Source organism: Candidatus Accumulibacter cognatus, assembly GCF_000584975.1.
GTDB classification, from domain to species: Bacteria; Pseudomonadota; Gammaproteobacteria; order Burkholderiales; family Rhodocyclaceae; genus Accumulibacter; species Accumulibacter cognatus.
This window is the reverse complement of record NZ_JDST02000029.1, coordinates 1-25,017: the sequence shown is the minus strand read 5'-3', so window position 1 is coordinate 25,017 and position 25,017 is coordinate 1. Positions and strand designations below refer to the sequence as shown.

Below are 25,017 nucleotides of genomic sequence, written 5' to 3'. Positions count from 1 at the left end.
GGATGGTTCTCAAGGCAGCCTCGCCGGTCTGGCTATTCGACCTCGACAACACGCTGCACAACGCCAGCCCACATATCTTCCCACACCTCAACTCCGCAATGGTCACCTATATCCGTGACCACCTGGGCGTTGACGAACAGGCAGCGACGCGCATCCGACAGGACTACTGGCAGCGCTACGGGGCCACGCTGCTCGGCCTGATGCGTCATCACGGAACCGATCCACGGCATTTCCTCTGGCATACGCACCAGTTTCCCAACCTAAAACAGATGCTGGTTCTGGAGCGCGGGCTGCGGACCATGCTGCTGGGCTTGCCGGGACGCAAGATCGTCTTCTCCAATGCGCCGCTGCACTACAGCGAGGCAGTCCTTGAACTCGCCGGTATCGACACCTGCTTCGACGCAGTCTACTCCATCGAACGTCTCCGCTTTCAACCCAAGCCGGCGATTGGCGGCTTTCGCCACCTGCTGCGCTGCGAGCGTTTGCCCACCCATCGCTGCATCATGGTCGAAGATTCCCTGGCCAATCTGCAGATGGCGAAACGACTGGGCATGCAAACCGTGTGGGTGAGTGGCAGTACTCGCCAGCCTTCCTTTGTTGACCTGCGGCTGGTTTCCATTCTCGATCTGCCGCGTTGTTTACGATGCTTGTCGACCGGGAGCCTAATGTNNACATTAGGCTCCCGGTCGACATTGACGCACCTCGGTCATCATGTAGACTCCGTTTTAGGCCATCTTTTGGAATCAGTGTCTTGAGAGAATCCGCCGCACTGCAGCAACAATTCCTTGAATACAAAGCCATCCTCGACCACTCTGGAATCGCCGTGGTGTGTACGCGTAGCCGCCGCGTCTACCGATGCAACCAGCGTGCCGAGGAGCTTTTCGGTTGGCCGGCCGGGACCCTGGTGGGACAGCCGGATGTCGTCTTCCACCCGAACAGCGAAGCCTGCGATGCCCTGCGTCGGCAAGCACGTTTGCAGTTGGGAAATGTCCAGGTCGTGGATCTCGAAACCCAACTGGCACGTCGCGACGGCAGCACCTTCATTGCACACCTGATCGCTAGCGCCATCGATCCCGCAGAACCCGGCCAGGCCACGGTCTGGATCGTCCGCGACATCACCCGGGAAGTCCACGATCGCGAGGCCGGCGCCCGCCTGCTACGCGAGCAGCAACTCATTTTCCAGAATGCCGAAACCGGCATCGTGATCCTCCGGGATCGAATCATTCAGCGTTGCAACCGACGTTTTTCCGAGATCCTGGGTTATGCGCCGGACGAGTTGATCGGCCAATCAACCCGCCTCTACTATCCAAGTGAAGAGGCCTGGCTTGCCACCGGCCGCACGGCTTACGCGGCGATTGCCGAAACCGGCATCTACCACGGCGACACACTCTTCCATCGACGCGATGGCTCAAGGCTGTGGTGTCACATCACCGGCAGCATGATCAACCCGGCGAACCCAGACGAAGGTTATGTCTGGCTGTACGAAGATGTCACCGAAAAGCGCCAGACGAGCAGCGCCATGGATGCCCTGTTGCGAGAACAGACGCTGATTTTCGAACGTGCGCCGATTGGCATCGTTTTCCTGCGCGATCGCATCATCCAGCGCTGCAATCCGAGCTTCGAGCGAATCTTCGGCCATTCGCCGGGGCAAATGCTTGGTCAGTCCACGCGCATCCTGTTCTCCAGTGAAGCCGCTTGGAGCGAAGCAGGCGAACGAGCCTACAAGGGAATCGATGAATCCGGGAAATTCGTCGCCGAGATGGAGTACTGCAAGAGCGACGGCACCCCGATCTGGTGCCAGGTAACCGGCAGTCTGATTGACCCGGCCAACCCTGACCAAGGCCATGTCTGGCTGTACGAGGACGTCACTGCACGTCGAGCGGCTGAAGAGGCCCTGGTGGAAAGCCTCTGGGAACAGCAGCTGATCTTTGACAACGCGATGATTGGAATATCCTACCAGCGCGAACGCACCTTCCTGCGCTGCAATCGCCGTTGCGAGGAGATTTTCGGCTACCCGCCAGGGGGTCTGCGGGGGCTCTCTACGCGCATCCTGTTCGCCAGCCACGAGGCTTGGGAAGAGGCCGGACGCCTGGCCTACGGGAACGCTGCGGCGACTGGCACCTTTGACGGCGAACTCCTGTATTGCCGGCGCGACGGCACACCGATCTGGGTGCATGCGATTGGCCGCATCATTGGCGACCGCCAGGAGGGCGAAACCTGGATCTGGACCTTCGAGGATGTGACGGCACAGCGTGCGGCCGAACGAGCACTACGGCGAAGTCATCTTGAACTCGAGCAGCGGGTGGCCGAACGCACCCTCGAGTTGTCGCAACAGCTTCATTTCATGCGCCAATTGATCGAGGCGATTCCCGGCCCAGTCTTCTACAAGAATCGGGAAGGACTTTATCTCGGATGCAATCAGGCCTTTCTCGAATTCATCGGTCGGACACGCAGTGAGGTCATCGGCGCCACCGTCCACGATATCTCCCCCCGCGAGCTGGCCGACCGCTACCAGACTGCCGACAACGAATTGTTCCGGCAGTCGGGTTCACAAGTGTACGAAGCGAAAGTCCTGCACGCTGACGGTTGCATGCGTGACGTGATCTTTCACAAAGCGACCTATGGCAAACCTGGCGATGCCAACGGCGGTCTGGTTGGAGTGATACTCGATATCACGGATCGAAAGCGCATGGAGGCTCGCCTGCAACAGGCCGCAACGGTCTTCGACAGCAGCGCCGAAGGCATCATCATCACCGCACCGAATGGCCGCATCATTGCCGTGAACCGTGCATTCACCGAGATCACCGGTTACCGCGAGGATGAAGTGATCGGGAGTAACCCGCGCATCCTGCAGTCCGGACTGCAGGATGCTGCCTTTTACCGGGAATTGTGGCAGGTTCTTGGCCGTTTCGGGCGCTGGGGGGGCGAGCTCTGGAACCGGCGCAAGGACGGCGAGACTTTCCTGGAATCGCTGACGATCAGCGCTGTTCATGACCCTGATGGACAACTCACGCACTATGTCGGCGTGTTCTCCGACATCACTGCCCTGCGGAAGGCCCACGATCAACTCGATCACCAGGCACATCACGATCCGCTGACCAGTCTGCCCAACCGCTTGCTTCTTGGCGACCGGTTGCACAAGGCCTTGCAGCGCGCCCACCGCGACGAGACTGGACTGGCTGTCCTGTTCATCGATCTCGATCGCTTCAAGAACATCAACGACACCCTCGGCCATCAGGTAGGTGATCGCGTTCTCTGCGAAGTGGCGAGGCGCCTGAGCAGACTGATGCGAGAAGCGGACACCGTCGGCCGACTCGGAGGCGACGAATTTTTGATCATCATCGAGGACATCGTCGATCCGGCCGCCGTCTCGCACATCGCAGAGAAGATCCTCAATACACTGCAGAATTCTCCGGTGACCGTCGAACAGGAATTCTACGTCGGCGCCAGCATCGGCATCAGCCTCTTTCCGGAAGACGGCGCGGACCCCGAGACGCTGATGAAGAATGCCGATGTCGCGATGTACCGTGCCAAGGAGCGTGGCCGCAACGCCTATGAATTTTTCACCAAGGTGCTGACGCAGTCCTCACTGGCGCGTCTGCAGATGGAGACCGACCTGCGACGAGCTGTCGAGCGCGACGAATTACGGGTCTACCTGCAACCCCAGTTTTCCCTGAAAACCGGCAAGGTGCTCGGGGCCGAAGCGCTGGTACGCTGGTTGCGACCTGAGCACGGCCTGGTAATGCCGGGTGAATTCATCAAACTGGCCGAGGAATCTGGAATGATTGTTCAGATCGGTGAATGGGTTCAACAGACTGCCAGCAGTCAGTGGTCCGCATGGATCGCGGCGGGTCGCCATCCGGGAGTTCTGTCGGTCAACGTTTCCGGCGTCGAATTTGTACGCGGCCGAATCCAGGAGACCGCTCGCAAGACCTTGGAGACCTCGCAGCTGCCAGCGCAATTCCTCGAACTCGAAATCACCGAAAGTGCCATCATGAGCCATGCCGAGAACAGCGCGCAAGCGCTCGACAAGCTGCAGTCCATGGGCCTGAGCCTGGTGATCGACGATTTCGGTACCGGTTACTCTTCGCTGGCCTATCTGAAACGTCTGCCACTCAACAAGCTCAAGATCGATCAGAGCTTTGTGCGCGGACTTCCCGACGGCGCCGAGGATTGTGCCATCGTGCGCGCGGTGATTGCGCTTGCCCACAGCCTGCAGTTGACGGTCATTGCCGAAGGCGTCGAGAACGAGGCACAACAGGGATTCCTGACCCGCGAAGGCTGCGACGAAATGCAGGGTTACCTGCATGGCCGGCCGATGCCGTTTGATGAGTACGAAAGGCGCTTTCTCAATGACTGAAGTACGCATGCCTGGCATGCCTTCACGGCTGGCATTCGTGGACGCACTGAAAGCCCTGGCCTTTCAGCTGATCGTTTTGCATCATCTGGCTTTTTATGGACCGATGTCTGATCATGCCTACCTGCTGGCACCCGACTTGATCCGCTGGTTAAGCCAGGATGCGCGCATGGCAGTACAGGCCTTCCTGGTGATTGGGGGTTTCCTGGCGGTGCGGAGTCTTGCGCCAGACGGGGTGATGCTTGCGACCCATCCGCTTGATCTTGTGCAGAAACGTTACTTGAAACTGGTCCTTCCCTACCTCACGGCCATGCTGATCGGCGTTGCCTGCGCGGCCATCGCGCGCGAGTGGATGGTGCATGACTCCATTCCCGGCAGGCCAACGCTACCGCAGGTCGTCGCGCATGCGCTACTGCTGCAAAGCATCCTGGGCTACGAAGGTCTGTCGGCAGGCGTCTGGTACGTCGCCATCGACTTTCAGCTATTCGCGCTCCTGGTCGGTGTGCTGTGGCTGGCACGGACCATTGCACGCGGCAGTACGATACCCACCATCAGTGCCTTGCTGGTCGTCACCCTGGCATTGGCATCACTGTACTATTTCAACCGCGATGGAGCCTGGGATGTGTGGGGAGTCTACTTCTTCGCAGCCTACGCGCTCGGGATCGTCACCTACTGGGCGACCGATCATAAAAAAACGCTTGGCTGGCTATTGCCGATGGTCGGTCTGGTGGCCATCGCGCTGCTGCTCGACTACCGTCCACGCCTTGTCGTAGCGCTGCTGGTCGCGCTGGCAATCGGTCTGGCACGCATCTACGGATGGCTCGAGAACTGGCCCCGGTCTCGCCTCATTGCTTACCTGGGACAGATTTCCTACTCGGTCTTCCTCGTCCACTTCCCGATTTGCCTGCTGATCAACGGTCTCTTCGCACGCTTCGCAGCATCCGACCCCTGGGTCAATCTGGCGGGAATGTGCATCGCCTGGTTGGCAAGCATTGCCGCTGGCGCACTCTTTTTCCGTTATGTCGAGAGCCCGGCGCAACGAGGGTTTTGGCGTACGCAGGCACCGCCCGGCCTCAGGCCGATGCATTGAGCCAGGCTGCGGCAGAAAGCGCAAAGTAACTCAGAATACCGTCCGCGCCCGCCCGTTTGCAGGCCAGCAGGCTCTCGAGAACACTGGCCTGCTCGTCCAGCCAGCCGAGCTGCGCGGCGGCCTTGAGCATCGCATACTCGCCACTGACCTGATAAACATAGGTGGGCACCTGGAACGTATCCTTGACACGGCGGACGATATCCAGATAAGGCATCCCCGGTTTGACCATCACCATGTCGGCCCCTTCGCCCAAGTCGATGGCGACTTCACGCAGTGCTTCGTCGCTGTTCGCGGGGTCCATCTGGTAGCTGTACTTGTTGCTCTTGCCCAGATTGCTGGTCGAACCGACGGCGTCGCGGAAAGGGCCGTAAAAGCTTGATGCGTACTTGGCAGAGTAGGCCAGGATACGGGTGTGAATCTGTCGAGCGGCGTCGAGCTCGCTGCGAATGTAGCCGACGCGACCGTCCATCATGTCCGAAGGGGCCACGATATCGGCACCAGCCTGCGCATGCACCAGCGCCTGCCTGGCAAGAACCACAAGCGTTTCGTCGTTCAGCACGTAACCGTGAGGATCGTCCGCGTCGATCAAGCCATCCTGCCCATGACTCGTATAGGGATCAAGGGCGACATCGGTCATCACCCCAAGCTCGGGGAACTCTTTTTTCAGTGTTGTCACTACACGCGGCACCAAGCCATCCGGGTTGTAGGCTTCTTCGGCGCCTGGTGTCTTACGGGTGGAGTCGATCACCGGGAACAGGGCCAAGGCCGGGATGCCCAGTGCGAGCGCCTGCTCGGCCGTCTTCAGCAGACGATCCAGACTCTGCCGCTCAATACCCGGCATCGAGGGAATCGGCTCAACACGCTGGACACCTTCGAGCATAAACACCGGGTAAATCAGGTCATCCACGGTCAGCTGCGATTCGCGCATCAGACGGCGCGAAAAGTCGTCCCGGCGCATGCGCCGCATGCGTGCTGCGGGAAATTTTGCCTGGTAATCCATGACGTATAAAATTCCAGAATGGGTTATGGTCGGATAGATACAATTGATGGAAAAAGTCCGCTGCTCGGGAACTGGCAGTATCGAGCCTCACTCTTAGTATGCAGGTGGCTACGCCATCTCCCGCTTCACCTCCCTGAGCGGGTGCCTTATCCCCTTAAGGCACATCCTGTGCCCCCGGCCCCCCTTGCCGGGGGCTTTTTTTAGCGTTTCCCGGCATGGCTACGGGCCCCCCAGCCGATGGCACTGCGCTTCTTCGGGCGGGTCGCTTTCTCTATGGCCAAGCCGGTCTGCAGCGATGGCTGCGGTTTCCAGGCCAAGCCAAGCCAAGCGCCCAGAACCTCTTCCGCCTCAGCCACTCCCGACCTGTTCAAGCTGGAAAAAAGTTGCAGGGTACAGTTGTCGCCAATTTCCTGCAGCACCTTCTTTACCTGGCGAAATGCGAGCACCTGCTCTTGGCGGGAAAGCTTGTCGGCCTTGGAGAGCAGTACATGGACAGGCTTGCCGGTCGGAACAAACCAGCCCAGCATCTGCAGGTCCAGTTCGGTCAGTGGGTGGCGACTATCCATGATCAGAACCAGACCAGACAATGCGACACGCTGCCGCAAATAGGGGGCCAGCAAACCCTCCCACTGCGATCGGATTTCCTCGGGTGCCTTGGCAAAACCGTAGCCGGGCAGGTCAACGAAGTACTTACCGTCTGCGACCCGAAAATAGTTCAAATGCTGCGTCCGCCCCGGCGTCTTGGAAACGAAAGCCAGCCGTGAATGATTGGCCAGGGTGTTGATCGCCGACGACTTGCCGGAATTGGAACGACCCGCGAAAGCGATTTCACATTGAGAATCGGTCGGCAGATCACGCAAGTGGGCAACTGTCGTATGAAAGACCGCCTGCTGGAAGAGAGGCATGAATGAACCCAGGAAGAGTGTGTAATGTGTAGTGGATGGTGTATATGGGACGACGCGGGGTGCGCGCCCGAACGGCAAACTGATATAGAATATCAGCTTTATTGCATCGCTTCTCCGGCCTCAGATCAGTCATTGTTGTCTTTGGGAGTTTGGACATGATTCGTACAACGACACTCGCGGTTCTCCTGGCCGCCAGTTTCTCCGTCTTCGCAGCAGAACAGGCAAAGACCAAGGTTGACTTGACGAAGGCCAAGGAAATCGCTGAAGGCATGTGTGTTGCCTGTCACGGGGCCGATGGCAACAGCCCGGCACCGGCTAATCCGATCCTCGCTGGCCAGATTCCCGAGTATCTCTACAAGCAGTTGAGCAATTTCAAGGCGGTCGATGGGAAACCGGCGGTACGTAATAACGCGATCATGGGCGGCATGGTTGCGGCACTGTCAGACGAGGACATGAAGAGTCTGTCCGTGTACTTCTCGCAGCAAAAGATGAAACCTTCGGCGGCCAAGGAAGAAAAGCTGTTGGCTGAAGGCAAAACGCTATGGCGCGGGGGGGACTTCGAGAAAGGCATCCCGGCCTGTGCCGGTTGCCACGGTCCGGCCGGCGCTGGCCTGCCGGCGCAATATCCGCGGCTGGCCGGGCAGTATGCAGAGTACACGGCCAACCAGTTGAAAATCTTTCGCAGCCATGAGCGAGCCAATGATTCGGAAAAAGTGATGCGAACCATCGCCGGCAAGCTCTCCGACCGCCAGATCGACGCCATCGCCGAGTACGCAGCTGGTCTGCGCTAGACCGTGATGCGGCGCGCCCCGTACCACTCCCGTATCGCCTTGTCGTCGGACGTTCCGCATTCTCCTTGGCACGGAGCGGCTGACCCTCTATCATGTGGTGTGACTCCAAGACCCGAAAGGACGCTTCATGAAGACTCTCAGGCAAATCCTCGCCGATAAAAGCGGGCCACTGGTCACCGTCTCGCCGGACGATCCTGTGTTTTACGCCCTGCAAGTGATGTCCGATGCCAACGTTGGCGCGCTCCTCGTGCTCGATAAGGAGCAACTCGTCGGGATCTTCTCCGAGCGTGATTACGCCCGCAAGGTGATTCTCTTCGGCAAGGCGTCGAAAGATACGCCGGTGCGCGCGATCATGACGGACAAGGTGCTTTATGTGACCCCCGACCGGACGGTCGACGAGTGCATGGCGATCATGACGGACAAGCACATACGCCACCTGCCTGTTCTCGACGACGAGGGCAAAGTCCTGGGGATCGTTTCCATCGGCGATGTGGTCAAGGAAACAATCTGCGAACAACAGTTCATCATCCAGCAAATGGCAAAATATATCACCGGCTAAACTCGCGTCGTCTGTGCGAAAGACCCCGCTCAACCCGGCGGATCATCGTCGATATTCACACTCCAGCCACCGCAAAAGGAGATTTCTGTGAACGTTCACCCCTTCTCGATTCGCACCCTTGCCCTCGCCTCAGTCCTGTACGCCACTATCGCAACGGCCGAAACGGCCGCGCCGGCCCGCAATGAGGGAGGGATGCTGGTTGGCAACAATGGCATGACCCTTTATGTCTTCGACAAGGACAGCGCAGGCAAGAGCGCCTGCAATGGCCCATGTGCGACCAACTGGCCGCCCCTGATGGCTGCTGAAGGCGACCAGGCAAGCGGCCACTGGAGCATCATCACCCGTGACGACGGCAGCAAACAGTGGGCCTACAAGAGCAAGCCACTATACTTCTGGGCCAAGGATCAGAAGCCTGGCGACAAGACCGGTGACGGTTTGAACGGCGTCTGGCACCTCGCTCAGTAACCCAAGGCGGAGAATAAATCCCATCGCTACGGCATTTCGTCAAGCCCCACCATGGCCAGATGCCCGGTTTCGCCCCAGCTTTCCAGACTCCAGCAGTCGTCACGGACGCTCACCCAATTGATCCCGGCGTTGGGAATCAGAAAGTCACGCGGCTTGCTCAAAGGGTGACCCCGAACTAGGCGGTTGACGATATCGAGCACGCCGCCATGGGTGACGACCACCACCGTCTGACCTCGATGGTCGAAGGCAATCCGCTGCAGGCCGGCACGCACGCGCTCGTAAAGTTGCTGCAGACTCTCACCGCCCTGTGGAATGACGAAATCCGGCACGCGTCGTTCAAACGCCAGGTACTCGGCCGGGTACCTGGCACGCGATTCATCGTAGGTCAATCCTTCAAAAATGCCATAGCGCCGCTCACGGAACTCCGGCCGCAAGGTGGGGTGCAACTTCAGGCTGGCGGCAAGGCGCTCGGCGGTCTGGCGGGTGCGTAGCAGGTCGCTGCTGTAAAGCGCCGTCACCGGCTCGCCAGCCAGCCAGACCGCCGCTGCTTCTGCCTGTGACAGGCCAGCCGCATTCAGGCCGATGTCGATCTGCCCCTGGATACGCTTTTCCACGTTCCAGGTCGTCTCGCCATGCCGGACCAGGCAGATTCGCGTTGTCTCTTCGCTGGCAATCACCTACATGCTGCGACGGTACTGCCCGCCCACCTCATAGAGCGCTCCGGTGATCTGACCGAGCGAGCAGACACGAACCGCGTCCATCAGGACCGCAAAGACATTTTCGTTGCCGATGACGGACTGTTTCAGGCGTTCGAGCATCTCCCCGGAAGCCGCCGCGTTACGCGACTGGAAGCCATGCAGACGAGCCAATTGTGACTGCTTTTCGTCTTCGGTCGAGCGTGCAAGTTCGATTTCGATCTGGGCATCGCCCTTCGGGTTGCGGAAAGTATTGACGCCGACGATCGGGAATGAGCCATCGTGCTTCTTGTGCTCATAGTAGAGCGACTCTTCCTGGATCTTGCCGCGCTGATAGCCGGTTTCCATGGCCCCGAGGACGCCACCACGTCCGGAAATGGCTTCGAACTCCTTCAATACCGCCTCTTCGACCAGATCAGTCAGCTCTTCGATGATGAAAGAGCCCTGATTCGGGTTCTCGTTCATTGCCAATCCCCACTCACGGTTGATGATCAACTGGATGGCCATGGCACGGCGAACCGATTCCTCGGTCGGAGTGGTGATCGCTTCGTCGTAAGCATTGGTATGCAGCGAGTTGCAGTTGTCGTAGATGGCAATCAGCGCCTGCAGGGTGGTGCGAATGTCGTTGAAAGCCATTTCCTGGGCATGGAGCGAGCGACCGGAGGTCTGGATGTGGTATTTCAGTTTCTGGCTGCGCTCATTGCCGCCGTACTTGTTCTTCATCGCCACTGCCCAGATGCGGCGGGCGACACGACCAATGACCGAATACTCGGGGTCCATGCCGTTGCTGAAGAAAAACGATAGATTCGGCGCAAAATCGTCGATATGCATGCCGCGTGCAAGATAGGTCTCGACATAGGTAAAGCCATTGGCCAGCGTGAAAGCCAACTGCGAAATCGGATTGGCTCCGGCTTCGGCAATGTGATACCCGGAAATCGATACCGAATAGAAGTTCCCGATCTGGTTATGGACGAAGAACTCCTGGATGTCGCCCATCATCTTGAGTGCGAATTCCGTCGAAAAGATGCAGGTATTCTGTCCCTGATCCTCCTTCAGGATGTCGGCCTGAACCGTGCCTCGTACATTGGCCAGCACCCAGACGCGAATTTTCTGCATTTCGTCTTCGGTCGGGTCGCGGTCGTTATCGACACGAAACTTGTCGACCTGCTGGTCGATCGCGGCGTTGAAGAACATCGACAGGATAATCGGCGCCGGACCATTGATGGTCAGCGATACCGAGGTGGTCGGTGCGCACAGTTCGAAACCATCAAACAGAACTTTCATGTCGTCGAGCGTGGCGATCGACACACCGGAGTTTCCGACCTTGCCGTAGATGTCCGGCCGGGCATCGGGGTCACAACCATAGAGGGTGACCGAGTCGAAGGCAGTCGATAGCCGCTTCGCTGGCATGCCTTCGGAAACCTTCTTGAAGCGGCGGTTGGTACGGAAGGCGTCGCCCTCGCCGGCAAACATGCGGGTCGGATCCTCGTTCTCGCGCTTGAAAGCAAAGACGCCTGCGGTAAATGGGAAGGAACCCGGGACATTTTCCTTCATCAGGAAACGCAGCACCTCGCCGTCATCCCTGTAACTCGGAAGGGAGACCTTGCGAATGCGTGTTCCCGAAAGCGAGGTGTTGGTCAGACGGGTACGGATCTCCTTATCCCGAATCTTGACCACGTATTCGTCCTGCGCGTAGAGCTCGACGGTCTTGGGCCACATGTCGAGAAGTTTTCTGGCCCGGGCGTCGAGTTGCCCGTCTTTCAAGGTGATCAGTTCGGCAAAGTCGTCGGCCGGCTTGCCGCAACTTTCAAACAGTTCCTTGGCAGTTCTCAGGGACTGTCGCTGGCGAGCGATCTCGGCCTGCGCGGCGGTATGCGCGTGGTAGTTGCGGACGGTTTCGGCAATTTCGGCCAGGTAGCGCACGCGCTTCGCCGGAACGATGGCGCGCTGGTTCGACGAGTGTCGCAGGCCGATCAGCGGCAACCTGCCTTTTTTCAACTTCAGGCCCAGTGCGTGCAGTTTGGACGCCATCGCCTGGTAAAGAGCGGTCACCCCGTCGTCGTGGAAGCGTGCCGCCATCGTGCCAAACACCGGCATTTCGTCCGGGCTCTGGCTGAAGGCCTCGTGGTTGCGCTGATATTGCTTGCGCACATCGCGCAGCGCATCCTCTGCACCCTTGCGGTCAAATTTGTTGATGGCCACGAAATCGGCGAAGTCGAGCATGTCGATCTTCTCGAGTTGCGAAGCGGCTCCGAACTCGGGGGTCATCACGTAGAGCGAGACATCGACCAGAGGCACGATCGCAGCGTTGCCCTGCCCGATCCCTGAAGTCTCGACGATCACGAAATCAAAGCCGGCCAACTTGCAGGCGGCGATCACCTCGGGCAGCGCGGCAGACACCTCGGAGCCCGTTTCGCGTGTCGCCAGTGATCGCATGTAGATGTTCGGATGTTCGATGGCGTTCATACGGATGCGGTCGCCGAGCAGTGCGCCGCCCGTGCGCTTGCGCGAAGGGTCGATCGATACGATCGCCAGCTTGATGGAGTCGCCCTGATCGAGCCGGAAGCGGCGCACCAGTTCGTCGGTCAGCGAAGACTTGCCGGCACCGCCGGTGCCGGTGATTCCGAGTACCGGCACCTTGAGTCCGTCCGCGGCGTGCAGGATTTTCTTGCGCAGTGTTTCAGGGTAAGCACCGTTTTCCAGGGCGCTGATGATCTGCGCCAGCTTGCGGCGGTTGCCGGCCTTCAGCGCGGCAAGCACGGCGTCCGGCTCTTTTGGCGCCAGCGCAGCAATGTCGATGTCGGATTTCGCCATCAGTTCGTTGATCATTCCCTGCAAGCCCATCGACTGGCCATCCTGCGGCGAGTAGACGCGCGCCACACCGTAGGCGTGCAATTCGTCGATCTCGCTCGGCACGATGACCCCGCCACCACCGCCGAAGACCTGGATGTTCTCACCGCCACCAGCCTTCAACAGGTCGATCATGTATTTGAAGAATTCGACGTGCCCCCCCTGGTAGGAGGTGATGGCGATTCCCTGCACATCCTCCTGCAATGCGGCGTTCACGATCTCCTGCACGGAACGATTGTGGCCGAGGTGGATGACCTCGGCACCTGTCGACTGCAGAATTCGGCGCATGATGTTGATAGATGCGTCATGTCCGTCAAACAAGGAGGCGGCGGTGACAAAGCGCACCTTGTGCTTGGGCTTGTAGGGCAGAAGCTTCTTGGCAATGGAAAGGTCGGTCATGTCGTTCGCGCTCCACAAAGATTGTCCTGGATACCGGAAATTGTACAAGGACGCACATGTTAGGAAGTTGACGACAATAAAGCCATTCCCCAATATGCCGCCAACAATGTATTTATTGCCAACTTGGAATTTCCCGTCAATACACAGCCTTGCGAGAAGCCTATGCCATACCCTGAGAAGACTGCCAAGGAGAGGGCCAAGAAGGCCACGTCATCTGCCACGCTTCCCGCTCCGGCACGCGCGACTGTGGCCATCGCCTTCGTGCAGGGAATGCTGGCGGGTCTTGAGCATGCGGGCCGGGATACCGCGCGGCTCCTCGAAGGCGCCCACATTGCTGCGCAGGTATTGAACGATCCAGGCGCCCGTATTCCGGTCGACCGTTACGCCGATCTTTACAACCGGATCAACAGCGAACTCGACGATGAAGGCTTTGGCCTCTTCTCGATGCCGATCCGATCCGGCACTTTCGAGTTTCTCTGCCGCAGCACCATCACCGCGCCGACGCTGGCCGAGGCCATCGAACGCAGCATCCGCTTCCTCCGCTTGCTGCTGCCCGACCTCGGTGTCCATCTCGATATCCACCCCGAACAGGCATGCCTGTCCATCGTGGAAAATCGCCCGCTCGTGATCGGACGGGTTTTCGCCTTCGAATGGCTATTGCGCCTGCTGCACGGACTTTATTCCTGGCTGGTAGGGCGCAGCATCGTTCTCGATTCTGTTGCTTTCCCTTACCCTCGCCCGGACCATGCCGAGGATTATGCGCTGATCTACACTGCCCACTCGACCTTTGACGCGGATAGGCTCACCGCCGTCTTTGCTGCCAACCTGCTGGATCTGCCGATCCGTCGCGACGAAGCCGCGCTGCAAAGCTTCCTTGACGGCGCGCCAGGCAAGCTGACCACCCTGTATCGTCGTGACCGTGAGATCGTTCTGCGCGTACGCAACGCGCTGCGCGACGCGCTGCCGACATCGAGTTCGCTCGCCGAGGTCGCCCGTACCCTGAATTTGTCGCCTCGGACGCTACATCGCCGGCTGGAAGCAGAGGGGTCAAGCTTTCAGGCAATCAAGGATGCCTTGCGCCGCGATCTGGCGATCAACCGACTCGCCAAGACCAGGCAGACTCTGGCAGCAGTGGCTGCAGAACTGGGTTTTACCGACAGCGCGGCGTTCTACCGAGCCTTCGTGAGATGGACCGGTATTGCCCCAGCGCATTACCGCCGACGCCTGCAGACGGCCGGTCATGCGCTAGGCGGGCGCCGACAATACACCCCGCCACAGCTTTAACGTGAAAGTTGCTCTCGGGATCTGATCAATCGGCCCTGTCAAGGGTAACCGGCTAACTGGAGCTACTTTATCCGGTCATGAAGCGCGTTGCGTTTTCAAGGTCAGCCTGGGTGCTGCCACGGTACAGAGCATTGACGAACTTGCGCCAGATCAGGTCCGGCTCACCCAGTTCGAAGTCATAAATCCCGTTTGCCGACTCCCTCGTCGCCAATACGTAAATTTGTGATACTTCCGAGGGGCCCAACTGAATAATCGCCTCACCCCAAACGTTGAGTGGAATGCTTTCGTGTGAGTGTGCACGAAAACCGTAGCGAGAGAGCTCGAAGATTTCGAGGCGCAGCCTGCATGGCGTCTCATCGAGCACCGGCAACAAAAACTTTGCCGGGCATCTGATCGAAAAGCGCCGGTGACTCCTGTTGACCGCAGCCTCCTGATTCTCCACGGGAATGGGCGGCAGAACCGCGCGATACGCCGGCAGATCGTAAATCTTGTGCAGCAATTTCTTCTTGCGATCACTGAGCTGCATGAAAACTTTCGTCCGCACATTGAAAAAGTGATCAAGCAATTCGGGAGTCAGTACGGGATCGTTGGTGGTATAAAAACGGCGTGGCGGCAGCTTGATGTTGGGCAGCTTGACCTCGGTGAAAAAAGCATAGAGGTTGCGCTTGGGCGGTTTGGACGAATAGTGTTTCCTAAAAATCTCCGGGGCGGTACTGAGGTCCAGGGTGGCTCCAACAGCGGGTGCGCCATTCACGAAATCGTAATTCTCGACCACTTTCTGTGTCAGGCGTTTGAAGAACAGCAGCGATTCGTACATCTCGATATGGCTGGGATTGACCGCAATCACGAGATGTCGGGTATCAAAGAAGGTGGTGCAGTATTCGTACATGAATTTCATCAGCGGGAAGAGAATGCTGCCGCCTGTTCGACGGAATCGGCGATGTATCGCCAAGGCCGATACTTCGGCAATGTTCCCTTTCTTTTCCCGCAGTGCCGTCAGATCGAAGATGCGTTGCAGGGGAAAGCCCAGGACACTCTCCCTGATCAGGGACAGGGTACCGACCACCTCCCCGTCATACTTGGCGCACAAGGTCGTGGTAGTCGGCAAAGCGTGATAAATGGTGACACGCATCCCGGATGGATCGGGGTTCATGAACTTGCTGCCCACATAGGCGTCGTGGAGCAGGGTGAAGCAAGCCTCGAGTTCCTCCTTGGAATCCGCGATCTTCAACTCGAGGCGGGCGTTCGGCGCAGGATCGCAATCGACGAAATTACGGTAAACAGCAAAGCGTCTTTCTCGCGGGAGAAAATTGAACAGCTTCCTCAGCGTCCCGCTCAGCAGTTTTCGTACCGGCAAGACTAATTTTCTGATCATTCCCATTTCTCCCCGCAGCAACGGCGATTTCCAAACGGCACGGTCCAGACCGATGAAGTATGAAATACCCCTGCCCTCGCCCGGCAACATCGGCATCTGTTTGTGTAGTTTGCCTACTTGACTCTTTGACTCTTTGACTCTTTGTCTTCGAGCACGATAGTCGGTGCAGCGCTTCGTCACCGCACTTTCGAGACTTGTACCATCCATCTTATCAAAAGGGAGGGCCATCACTCCTATTGTTTGTCCCCTGATCCCGCTGACTGTTGCATCTTTTGATCGATTGGTACAGCATCGCCGATTGATCGAAGTTCAAAAGTATAAGAAGGGAGGATCGACATGATCGCTGCGTTGCGTCGCCTGAGTCTGATGAGCCGACTGACCGTGACCACCGTTCTGGCCTTGCTGGCCATGCTGCTGATCGTCTGGGAAAGCCTGTGGTCGATGCATGCCCTGCTCTACCAGGACCGTCAGGTCAAAACCAGGCATCTGGTCGAGGCAGCGGTCAGCGTCCTGGATCATTACCACGCGCTGCAAAAAGCCGGCACCCTGAGCGAGGACGAAGCCAGGCAGCAGGCAATCGCAACGCTCAAACGAATGCGTTACGAAAAGACCGAGTACTTCTGGATCAACGACCTCGGCAAACCGGTGCCGAAGATGGTGATGCACCCGACGGTCCCGGCGCTCGATGGCAAGGTGCTCGATGAGACCCGTTTCAACAAGGCCATCTCACTGCAGGCCGGGTTGAGCGGCGCAAAAATCGGGGTTGACGGCAAGAATCTCTTCGTCAGCTTCAACGAAGTGGTCGACCAGGCGGGCGAAGGCTATGTCGAATACCTCTGGCCCAAGCCACTCGCAGGGGGCGGGGTGAGCAGCGAACTGTTTACCAAGCTGTCCTACGTCAAGAAATTCGAACCCTGGGGCTGGGTCGTTGGTTCCGGCATCTACATTGATGATGTCGAGCGGATTTTCCGGGAAGAGGCAATCCACAGCGTGTTACTGGCGGTTGCCGCGACCTGTGTTCTGCTGTTGAGTAGCTGGCTGGTGCGGAAAAGCATCGTCGACGAATTCGGTGGCGAACCCCGCCTCGCCTTGGGCGTGTCCAGCAAAATCGCCAACGGTGACCTGACACAAGCGATCCCACTGCAAAGGGATGACCGGAGCAGCCTGCTGTTCGTTCTCGCGCACATGCAAAGCAGCCTCAAGGAAATGCTGCGTGCCATCTTCATCAACGCCAACAAGGTGCAGGCAAGTGTCGAACGCCTTTCCGCCGAGTCCAATGAGATCAACCTGGCAACCCAGGTGCAGGCCGGTGCCGTCAGATACACCCGCTCGGCGATTGCCGACGTTTCGGCAAGCGTCGAGGTGGTGAACGGGCTGGTGCATGCGACCGAGAACGGCGCCAACGAGGTGGCGCGGCGCGCCCATGATGGCGCCCATGTGGCGGCGGAGGTCGCCGTCGAGATGCAGGCCATCGCCGACACGGTTGCGGTTTCGTCGGAGCAGGTTTCCCGGCTGGTGGCCAGCACCAGCGAAATCGGACAGATGGCCAAGGTGATCAGGGAAATCGCCGACCAGACCAACCTGCTGGCGCTCAATGCGGCGATTGAGGCCGCGCGCGCCGGCGAACAGGGGCGCGGCTTCGCGGTCGTGGCTGACGAGGTCCGCAAGCTGGCCGAGCGAACCAGCAGTGCGACGAGTGAGATCGGCGGTATTCTGCAGAGCATCCGGACCGATACCGAAAGTGCAGTGGCGGGCATGCAGGCTGCGGCGCCGGTCATTGCCAGCGGCGTCACGCAGGCCAACTCCGCCGCTGATACCCTGCGGGCCATCGAAGAACAGGCGCAGGACACGCTTCAGAAAATGAACGCGCTGTCGCAGGCAACCCACGAGCAGACACACCGCATCGAAGAAATTGTCGGCCATGTGGATGAGGTGATGAATGCTTCTGAACAGACCGAAAATGTGATCAAACAGTCGCTGCAATCGGCAGCCGACTTGGAGCAGGCGTCCAGCGAGATGTTCTCGATGGTGCAACGCTTCAATATCGGCGAACTGGACAACCCTGGACAACAAGCGGCGACTCGGGGTTCGGCTGCGGTCAAGCCGCTGATGGCCTGGTCGAATGCCCTGGTTGTGGGGCATGCGGAGATTGATCGCCAGCATCAGGTATTGATCGAAATCGCCAACCGCCTGAACAATGCCATGCATGTTGGAGCAGGCCGGGCAGCCTGTGGTTCGATTCTCGACGAACTCGTGAACTATACGGTCAATCATTTCGGCTTCGAAGAAAAATTGATGGAAAAGCACCGCTACCCAGACCGTGAGGCGCACCTGGCCGCCCATCACAAGCTGATCGAAGAGGTCTCGAAGTTCAAGCGCCAGTACGAGAGCGGGGCAACGATCCCGATTGAACTGATGGGCTTCATTCGCGATTGGCTGGTCAACCACATTCTCAAGGTCGACAAGGCACTGGCGCGTGATCTGAAGAGCCGGGGGCTGTCGTGAAACTCCCTTGCCGAGCTCTGGCGGAGCTTGCCTCCCGTCCATCCGGATCACCCGCAGCAGCCGCACAATGAGCGATCTGGTCCGGCGGCAGCGTCGCCGCCGTATTCTGGCCCTGGGCGGGGTGGTTGCGGCCTACGTCCTGTCTTTTTTTCAGCGCTTTGCGCCGGTCGGCATCGCGCCGGACCTGATTCTGGCATTCAACACCACGGCGTCATCGCTGGGCGTGCTGGCGGCAACCTACTTTTATGTTTACACGGTGATGCAGGTGCCCACCGGCATCCTCGTCGATACGCTCGGGCCGCGCCTGATTCTCCTGCTCGGCGGACTGGTCGGTGGCGTCGGAAGCTTGTTGTTCGGCCTGGCCCCGAATCTGGACCTGGCCCTGCTCGGCCGGACGCTGATCGGGCTGGGCGTTTCAGTGACTTTCATCGCCATGCTCAAGATCATCGCCGTGTCTTTCGATGAACGCCGTTTCGCCAGTCTGGTTGGACTCAGCGTGCTGATCGGCAATCTGGGATCTGTGCTGGCCGGCTCGCCACTCTCCTGGCTGGCCCAGATCACCGGTTGGCGAGGCGTCTTCATCGGCCTGGCGGGCGTATCGCTGCTCCTGGGCGTGGCCTGCTGGTATTGGTTGCGCGAGCCGTCAGATGAGACCCAAGGTTTGCCGGCGACCACAGGCAAACCTCGTTTCGACCGGACCGTGGTGCTCTCCGGTCTGCTGTCGGTGCTCGGAAACCGCGACACCTGGCCGGTGGTCGCTGCCAACTTCGGCATCTGCGGCAGCTTCCTGGCTTTTGCCGGCTTGTGGGCCACCCCTTTTCTGACTCAGGTGCACCATCTGCCCCGCGTCGTTTCGGCCAATCACGTAAGTCTCCTGTTCGCTGCTTTTGCCCTGGGCAGTGTGTTTGTCGGCACGCTCTCCGACCGACTGGGTCGGCGCAAACCGGTGCTGGTGGCAAGTAGTCACCTGTATGCCTTGATCTGGCTAATCTGGCTTTCTGGCAGCCCCTTGCCCCTGAGCCTGAGCTACGCGCTGTTTGCGCTGATGGGTCTGGTTTCTGCCAGCTTCACGCTGACCTGGACCTGTGCCAAGGAAGTCAATCCACCATTGCTCTCCGGAATGTCGACCAGCGTCACCAATATGGGGGGGTTCCTGGCAGCCGCCATCCTGCAGCCGCTGGTCGGCTGGGTCATAGATTGGGGATGGCAAGGCGGCCTGACTGCGACCGGGGCACGCCTTTACACGCCAGAGAATTTCCAGGCCAGCCTGCTCCTGCTGGCCGGAACAGCCAGCTTCGGTGCACTGGCGACGTGGCGGATTCGGGAAACCCACTGCCGAAACGTCTGGCATGCGCCGGCCTGAGCAGCAGAACCCGTGCATGAGGTCAACGCCCACTTCCGGCCGGCATTCCCGTTGCCTGGCTCCGGGCAAGACCGCTGCCCCGGAGACGCCCGGCAATCCATCCTCAGCGCCACTCATAGACCAGTTCGACTCGCCGCATCGTGCGACGGCAGGCCTCGCTGTCACATTTCAGTTTGCTGCTTTTTTCGCTGCCGACTGGCTGACGGCGAATCTGGTTCCTGGCGACGCCAAGCGCGCGCAGCCGGTCGCTCACTGCCTCCGTCCGCCTGTCCGCTACCGCGAGGTTGTAAGCTGCGCTGCCCAGATTGTCGGTATGGCCGACCAGGATGACGACCAGTTGCGGATTCTCTTTGAGTTTCAGGGCGTTCTGGCGCAGCACCTCATCCCCTTCGCTGTCGATCGTCGTGCCGTCGAAGGAGAAATAGACTGTCCTGCGTGCCTCTTCATCAAGGAAAGGAGTGGGTTTCGCATTCTCCTGGCGAACGGAAGACGTCGGTGGTCGCGCGGGCTGCTCTTGCGCCACGTGAGTTTTCCCGGAATCGCCCGACGCAGGGGGAGGCTCGACAGTTGCGCAAGCCGCGAGGAGCAGGAGGATCGGCAGGCAGCAACGGCATGGATGAACAGGAAACGACATCTGCAATACACCATCAGTTGGAAAAGCGAAGATACGTTGAATGCGGTCAGCAACATTCAACAACCAGAGTTTAACAACTTTTCCAGACCTTCATGAGGAAAGCCTTCTTCCTCAATCCAGTACTGCCGGCCTTTCTGCTTGCCAGTCCACTCTGCAAAAAACAATGAAACCCGCCAAACACTTGCGCGTTCAGCTCGACTCGGTGGCTGACCCAAAAGCCGTGGTGGCCGCGACCCGAGCCCGCTTCACGGTGTTGACCTCTCGACTGTTGCGCCTCGAGTTCGCGGCAGACGAACACTTCGAAGATCGACCCAGCCGCACCTTCTGGCATCGCCGCCAAGTGGTGCCCTGTTTCGAGGTATTGCACGACGGCGAAGCCGTCGAGATCATGACCGAGCATTTGCACCTGCGTTACGATCCGCGTTTGGGCTTGACTGCCCACGGATTGCTGGTGACGCTGCTTGAGTCAGGCCTGACCTGGCACTACGGCGATCACGATGTCGGCAACCTGGGGGGGACGACGCGCACCCTGGACAAGACTGACGGCCCGATTCCCCTCGACCCGGGGCTGCTATCGAGCGGCGGCTGGACCGTCGTCGACGACTCGGATGCACCGCTGCTGGAAGATGGGTGGATTGCCGCTCGCGACCAGCGGGCCGGTCGTATCGATCTCTATTTCTTCGGTTATGGCCGAGATTTCACCGCATGCCTGCACGATTATCGGCGTTTGAGCGGTGCCGTTCCACTGCTTCCGCGCTGGGCGCTGGGCAATTGGTGGAGCCGTTACTGGCCCTATCGCCAGGACGAACTGCTTGACCTGATGCGCGACTTTCGAGCGCACGAGCTGCCCTTGTCGGTATGCGTCATCGACATGGACTGGCATATCACCCATACCGGCAATGCCTCTCGTGGATGGACCGGCTACACCTGGAACCAGGATCTCTTCCCCACCCCCCGTGCACTGCTCGCCGACCTGCATGCACTGGGGCTGAAGACTGCACTCAATCTGCATCCCGCGGACGGCGTCTGGCCGCATGAGGCGGCTTATCCGGTCATGGCTCGGCAGCTTGGCGGGGATCCGGCGACCGGCGAACCGGTCGTCTTCGACATCACCGATCCTGCCTTCACGCAAGCCTACTTCGAAATCCTGCACCATCCCCTGGAAGCGGAGGGTGTCGATTTCTGGTGGATGGATTGGCAACAGGGCAGGCGAACGGCCTGCTCCGACCTCGATCCGCTGTGGTGGCTCAACCACCTGCACTTCCTGGACCTGGGCCGTAATCCCGCCAGGCGTTCATTCGCATTCTCGCGCTGGGGCGGACTAGGCAGTCATCGCTACCCGATCGGCTTTTCGGGAGACACCGTGGTTTCGTGGCGCTCGCTGGCCTTCCAGGTTCATTTCACGGCGACGGCGGCCAACGTCGCCTTCGGCTGGTGGAGCCACGACATCGGCGGGCACATGGAAGGCATCGAAGACGCCGAACTCTATGTGCGCTGGCTGCAGTTTGGCGTATTCAGCCCGATCCTGCGCCTGCACAGCACCCAGAATCCGTTCCACGAGCGCCGGCCCTGGGGCTGGGACACGCAGACCTTGGCGCTTGCCCGCTCGGCCATGCAGCTGCGTCATGCCTTGATTCCCTATCTGTACAGCATCGCCTGGCAGGAACACCAGGGCGGCGCCGCCTTGCTGCGGCCGATGTATCACCTGTACCCGCAAGCGCCCGAGGCGTACCGCTGTCCCGGCCAGTACGCATTCGGCAGCGAGCTGATTGCTGCGCCGTTCACTTCCCCGTGTGACCGGGATACGCGTCTTGGCCGACAGCTCATCTGGCTACCGGCCGGCGACTGGTACCATTTCTTCACCGGACAGCACTACTCCGGGGCGGCATGGCACAGCTTTTATGGCGGACTCGATGAAATCCCCGTCTTTGCGCGCGCCGGCGCCATCGTCGTGCTGGCTGATGAGCCAGCGGCCAGCGGAGTCAACAACCCGCGCGCCCTCACCGTGCACGTCTTTCCGGGAGCAGATAACCGTTTCGAGTTGTATGAAGACGACGGGGAGAGCCACGGCTATCAGCACGGGGCCAGGGTGGTGACGGCACTGTTGCAACAGTGCTCGGGTACCGCGCCGCGACTGCGCGTCGGGCCCACGTGCGGCGACCTCAGCGTCGTTCCCGCCGCCCGCAGCTACACCTTGATATTCCATGCCCTCAGCGTGCCGGTGCAAGCCCTGGTGACCTGCGATGGCCAGCGCCTGCGGATAGATTCGCGTCAGGATCAGGAGAGTGGCCGCTTGACCCTCCGCCTGCCGCCAACGGCGCCACTCAGTGCCCTAGAGGTCACGCTGGAAGCCCGGCAGGGAAATCTGCAGAATCACGACGATGCGAGAATCCCGACCCTGATAAAACTGCTCAAGGCCTTCCGCTGCGGCAGCGAAGCGAAACGCGGGCTGTACGTGCGGATGCACGAGATTCTTGCCGACTTTGACGTGCTGGGCGCCTACCGTACGGCGCTGTCCGACAGCCAGTTGCGTGCCCTGCTCGAGATTCTTTCCGGAGCCGGAGTCCATGTCTGCGAGGACACGGGAGAGTCATTCGCCGTGGTCTGGAACAACCTCGACGATCAGCGAATCATCGTCCGCTGGTCGCTCGAAAACCTCGGAACCTGGGATCCGCAGCAGCGTTTTCGGCAGGAACAGGGTCCTGCCCCACGCTTTGCCCACTTCCGGCTTGCACAGGCAGCGAGCAATGGTCCGTGCAGTCTGACGCTGGCCTATGGCGCCCTGTTCGCGGTTGACACGCGTCGGGGAGGGCGCGCGGCAAGGGCAGCGCCCGCCTCGATGCCTTGAGGACCTACACCGCGGATCCGCCGAGAGCCCAGAGCAAAGATAAATCTCCCCTTCCCTTAGCGGGGGCAAACGAGAGGGTTCGTGGAGCACTGCTCCGCGCTGCCGTAGCCGGCCCGCGCTGCAGCGCGGGCCGAGGGAGAGGAAACGGTCATGACTTTCATGATCGGGGGGGCCTGGAAAGGTCATGGCCGTTAGCACAAGCGTTTGGGCAGCGGGATGGCAGACGGCCATTTCTGGCATGACCGGAGCGCCAAAAGCCTGATGACGCCGACCATGGCAAACGATAGCATACCCTTCCGGATCATGGCTGGCTGAAACGTAGTGCAACAGGAATTGATCCTGGAACTTGAAGCGCACTCGGGCACGCTGATGCAGAAGCCGGGGCAACTGGTCGACAGGGCCTTGCCACTCGAAATGGAGAAGCCAACGCACTGATTCTAATAGTTCTTCAAGCCAATTTTGGATGTGGCGGTAGCCCACGGCCAGTCTTTCAGAATCCTCAATCCTCGCCACTGCGGCAGAAGGTGAAGGGATTTGTTCGGGCCTTCACGGAGACCGGTCAACTGACCATGCTCACTGGAATTGTCAATGTGGGGGCTGCCATGCCAACGATTCACGCTTCGGAATTCAAGGCTAGGTGCCTTGCCACGATGGACAGCGTCGTCAGCAAGGGAGAAGTCCGGGTTGTGACCAAGAATGGTCTCCCGATGCCTGCGTGGCATCCTTATGCCAGTGAACGTTCTGGTCCGCCATTTGGCTTGCGCCCCAAACTGGAAATATGCGCTGACATCATCGAGCCCTTGGCCGATATTGCGTGGGAGGCGCTGGCACGATCGTTCTCGATACGCACGCCCTGCTTGGGATAAATCGATCCGGCGCCGGGTCCGCTTGCGTAGCGCCTGACTCCTCTGGGGGAAATCCCGGATCGTCGAAGACGTTGCCGCTTGCTGGGATGACGGCTGAACGGAGGGCACGAAACTCTCACGCCAGCCGAGATACGGGCGACTTCAGCACGTGGTTGGCCCGAAGATGTCATCCAGACTCCGGGCATCGAGCACCAGGTCCAGCCACGCATCGATCTGCTCAAGGGAAGCGGCAGAGATCTTCGCCAGGACATCAGAAGGGACGGCACCAAAACGCTTCTTGAGCAGCTTCTGCAGCGCCAGCGCCTCACCCTCAGCTTTCCCCCTCAGCCTTTCCCTCGGCCTTGTAGGCCTGCGCCCATTCCTCGAGTCGTTCCGCCAACATGACATTCAGCTCCTGTCAGTCCTCTATCTGAGGCAAGACGATACGGTATTCCGCCTTGCGCATCAATGTCGCCCGGATCCAGAGCGCGAACATCCGGCGCAGGTCAGGCCGCTCGGTCAGCCACTCGTCGAGCAGGCTCAGCAATCCGCCAATGGCTTCCGGCGACGCCGGGTGTTCGATCCGGAAAACCGCTGCCACCAGATTCTTGAGTGGGGCCAACTCGCTGTCGGTCCAGGCATTCTCGTCGATCAACAGGTATTTCAGCCGCGGCTTGAACTGCTCGACCAGACCCGGTACCGGCGGGATCAGGTCAAACACGTCGGTCACCGCCGACCAGCGCGGGCTCCAGTTGTAGAGAACGATGGGCAGGACCGGCGGCAGGCGGCCGTCGGCCAGAACTTTACCGCGCTTGATCAGGTCCTGATAGAGCAGCCCGCCATAGACCATCATGCGCAGGGCCATGTACTGGTCGACGCGGCTCTGGAACTCGATGAGCAGGTACAGATACACCCACTCCCCGCCCACCTTGACCCGCCAGATAATGTCGTCGGCCCGAGTGCTAAGGTGATCTCCGCAAATCCTCATACCAAGCAAGCCGGTCGGATCAAGATGTCCCACTCGGGTAGAAGCGGGTTTCGTTCCAGTCTGG

17 protein-coding genes are annotated in these 25,017 nt (G+C 59.6%); 10 read left to right on the top strand and 7 right to left on the bottom strand.

Annotated elements, in window-relative coordinates:
- Positions 1–2 precede the first annotated feature (2 nt).
- Genes AW06_RS06050 through AW06_RS06040 form a run of 3 tightly spaced genes read left to right on the top strand, consistent with a single transcriptional unit; the run spans position 3 to position 5,447 of the window.
- The gene (locus tag AW06_RS06050; RefSeq protein WP_273704437.1) at positions 3–755 is read left to right on the top strand and encodes a pyrimidine 5'-nucleotidase; all 753 of its coding nucleotides are present in this window, start codon (positions 3–5) and stop codon (positions 753–755) included.
- On the top strand, positions 752–4,360 hold the full coding sequence (locus AW06_RS20025) for a PAS domain S-box protein (protein ID WP_273704436.1): 3,609 nt from the start codon (positions 752–754) through the stop codon (positions 4,358–4,360). Before AW06_RS06050 ends, AW06_RS20025 begins: the two co-directional genes overlap by 4 nt.
- On the top strand, positions 4,353–5,447 hold the full coding sequence (locus AW06_RS06040; RefSeq protein ID WP_138678288.1) for an acyltransferase: 1,095 nt from the start codon (positions 4,353–4,355) through the stop codon (positions 5,445–5,447). Before AW06_RS20025 ends, AW06_RS06040 begins: the two co-directional genes overlap by 8 nt.
- On the opposite strand, the gene hemB is transcribed toward AW06_RS06040, so the two are convergent.
- Both hemB and yihA read right to left on the bottom strand, forming a co-directional pair.
- Positions 5,431–6,447, bottom strand: a complete 1,017-nt coding sequence (gene hemB / locus AW06_RS06035; protein ID WP_034947174.1) for a porphobilinogen synthase — start codon at positions 6,445–6,447, stop codon at positions 5,431–5,433. The two genes, AW06_RS06040 and hemB, sit on opposite strands and share 17 nt — an antisense overlap.
- Before the next feature lie 200 nt (positions 6,448–6,647).
- A complete protein-coding gene (gene yihA, locus AW06_RS06030; RefSeq protein ID WP_034947172.1) occupies positions 6,648–7,352 on the bottom strand; it encodes a ribosome biogenesis GTP-binding protein YihA/YsxC in 705 nt (234 codons plus the stop codon).
- A 155-nt stretch (positions 7,353–7,507) separates the two neighbouring features.
- On the opposite strand from yihA, the gene AW06_RS06025 reads away from it, so the two are divergent.
- The 3 genes from AW06_RS06025 to AW06_RS06015 all read left to right on the top strand — a co-directional run bounded on the left by AW06_RS06025 (position 7,508) and on the right by AW06_RS06015 (position 9,167).
- Complete coding sequence (locus AW06_RS06025; protein ID WP_034947171.1) at positions 7,508–8,143, top strand: c-type cytochrome; 636 nt, start codon at positions 7,508–7,510, stop codon at positions 8,141–8,143.
- Between the two features lie 127 nt (positions 8,144–8,270).
- Positions 8,271–8,702, top strand: a complete 432-nt coding sequence (locus AW06_RS06020; protein WP_034947168.1) for a CBS domain-containing protein — start codon at positions 8,271–8,273, stop codon at positions 8,700–8,702.
- Between the two features lie 135 nt (positions 8,703–8,837).
- On the top strand, positions 8,838–9,167 hold the full coding sequence (locus AW06_RS06015) for a hypothetical protein (protein ID WP_046535672.1): 330 nt from the start codon (positions 8,838–8,840) through the stop codon (positions 9,165–9,167).
- 26 nt (positions 9,168–9,193) lie between these two features.
- Here AW06_RS06015 and AW06_RS06010 read toward each other — a convergent pair whose 3' ends face one another.
- Positions 9,194–9,844 (bottom strand): histidine phosphatase family protein, encoded by a 651-nt coding sequence (locus tag AW06_RS06010; RefSeq protein WP_273704435.1) that lies wholly within the window; start codon positions 9,842–9,844, stop codon positions 9,194–9,196.
- Positions 9,845–13,111 carry a fused isobutyryl-CoA mutase/GTPase IcmF gene (icmF, locus tag AW06_RS06005; protein WP_034947162.1) on the bottom strand — a complete coding sequence of 1,089 codons (3,267 nt, stop codon included), beginning with the start codon at positions 13,109–13,111 and terminating at the stop codon, positions 9,845–9,847.
- A gap of 162 nt (positions 13,112–13,273) precedes the next feature.
- Between icmF and AW06_RS06000 the strand changes: the two genes are divergently transcribed.
- The gene (locus AW06_RS06000) at positions 13,274–14,395 is read left to right on the top strand and encodes an AraC family transcriptional regulator (RefSeq protein ID WP_273704434.1); all 1,122 of its coding nucleotides are present in this window, start codon (positions 13,274–13,276) and stop codon (positions 14,393–14,395) included.
- A 67-nt stretch (positions 14,396–14,462) separates the two neighbouring features.
- Here AW06_RS06000 and AW06_RS05995 read toward each other — a convergent pair whose 3' ends face one another.
- Positions 14,463–15,998, bottom strand: a complete 1,536-nt coding sequence (locus AW06_RS05995) for a hypothetical protein (RefSeq protein WP_246148715.1) — start codon at positions 15,996–15,998, stop codon at positions 14,463–14,465.
- 108 nt (positions 15,999–16,106) lie between these two features.
- Here AW06_RS05995 and AW06_RS05990 point away from each other — a divergent pair, with 108 nt between their 5' ends.
- Positions 16,107–18,275 carry a bacteriohemerythrin gene (locus tag AW06_RS05990; RefSeq protein ID WP_273704433.1) on the top strand — a complete coding sequence of 723 codons (2,169 nt, stop codon included), beginning with the start codon at positions 16,107–16,109 and terminating at the stop codon, positions 18,273–18,275.
- A 67-nt stretch (positions 18,276–18,342) separates the two neighbouring features.
- A complete protein-coding gene (locus AW06_RS05985; RefSeq protein ID WP_034947159.1) occupies positions 18,343–19,638 on the top strand; it encodes an MFS transporter in 1,296 nt (431 codons plus the stop codon).
- Positions 19,639–19,741: 103 nt separating this feature from the next.
- Here AW06_RS05985 and AW06_RS05980 read toward each other — a convergent pair whose 3' ends face one another.
- The gene (locus AW06_RS05980; protein ID WP_171047476.1) at positions 19,742–20,161 is read right to left on the bottom strand and encodes an OmpA family protein; all 420 of its coding nucleotides are present in this window, start codon (positions 20,159–20,161) and stop codon (positions 19,742–19,744) included.
- Between the two features lie 274 nt (positions 20,162–20,435).
- Here AW06_RS05980 and AW06_RS05975 point away from each other — a divergent pair, with 274 nt between their 5' ends.
- Complete coding sequence (locus AW06_RS05975) at positions 20,436–23,120, top strand: TIM-barrel domain-containing protein (RefSeq protein ID WP_273704432.1); 2,685 nt, start codon at positions 20,436–20,438, stop codon at positions 23,118–23,120.
- Between the two features lie 1,263 nt (positions 23,121–24,383).
- Here the strand turns inward: AW06_RS05975 and AW06_RS05965 are convergent.
- On the bottom strand, positions 24,384–25,017 hold a 634-nt coding region (locus AW06_RS05965; protein WP_273704431.1), incomplete at its 5' end, for an Rpn family recombination-promoting nuclease/putative transposase.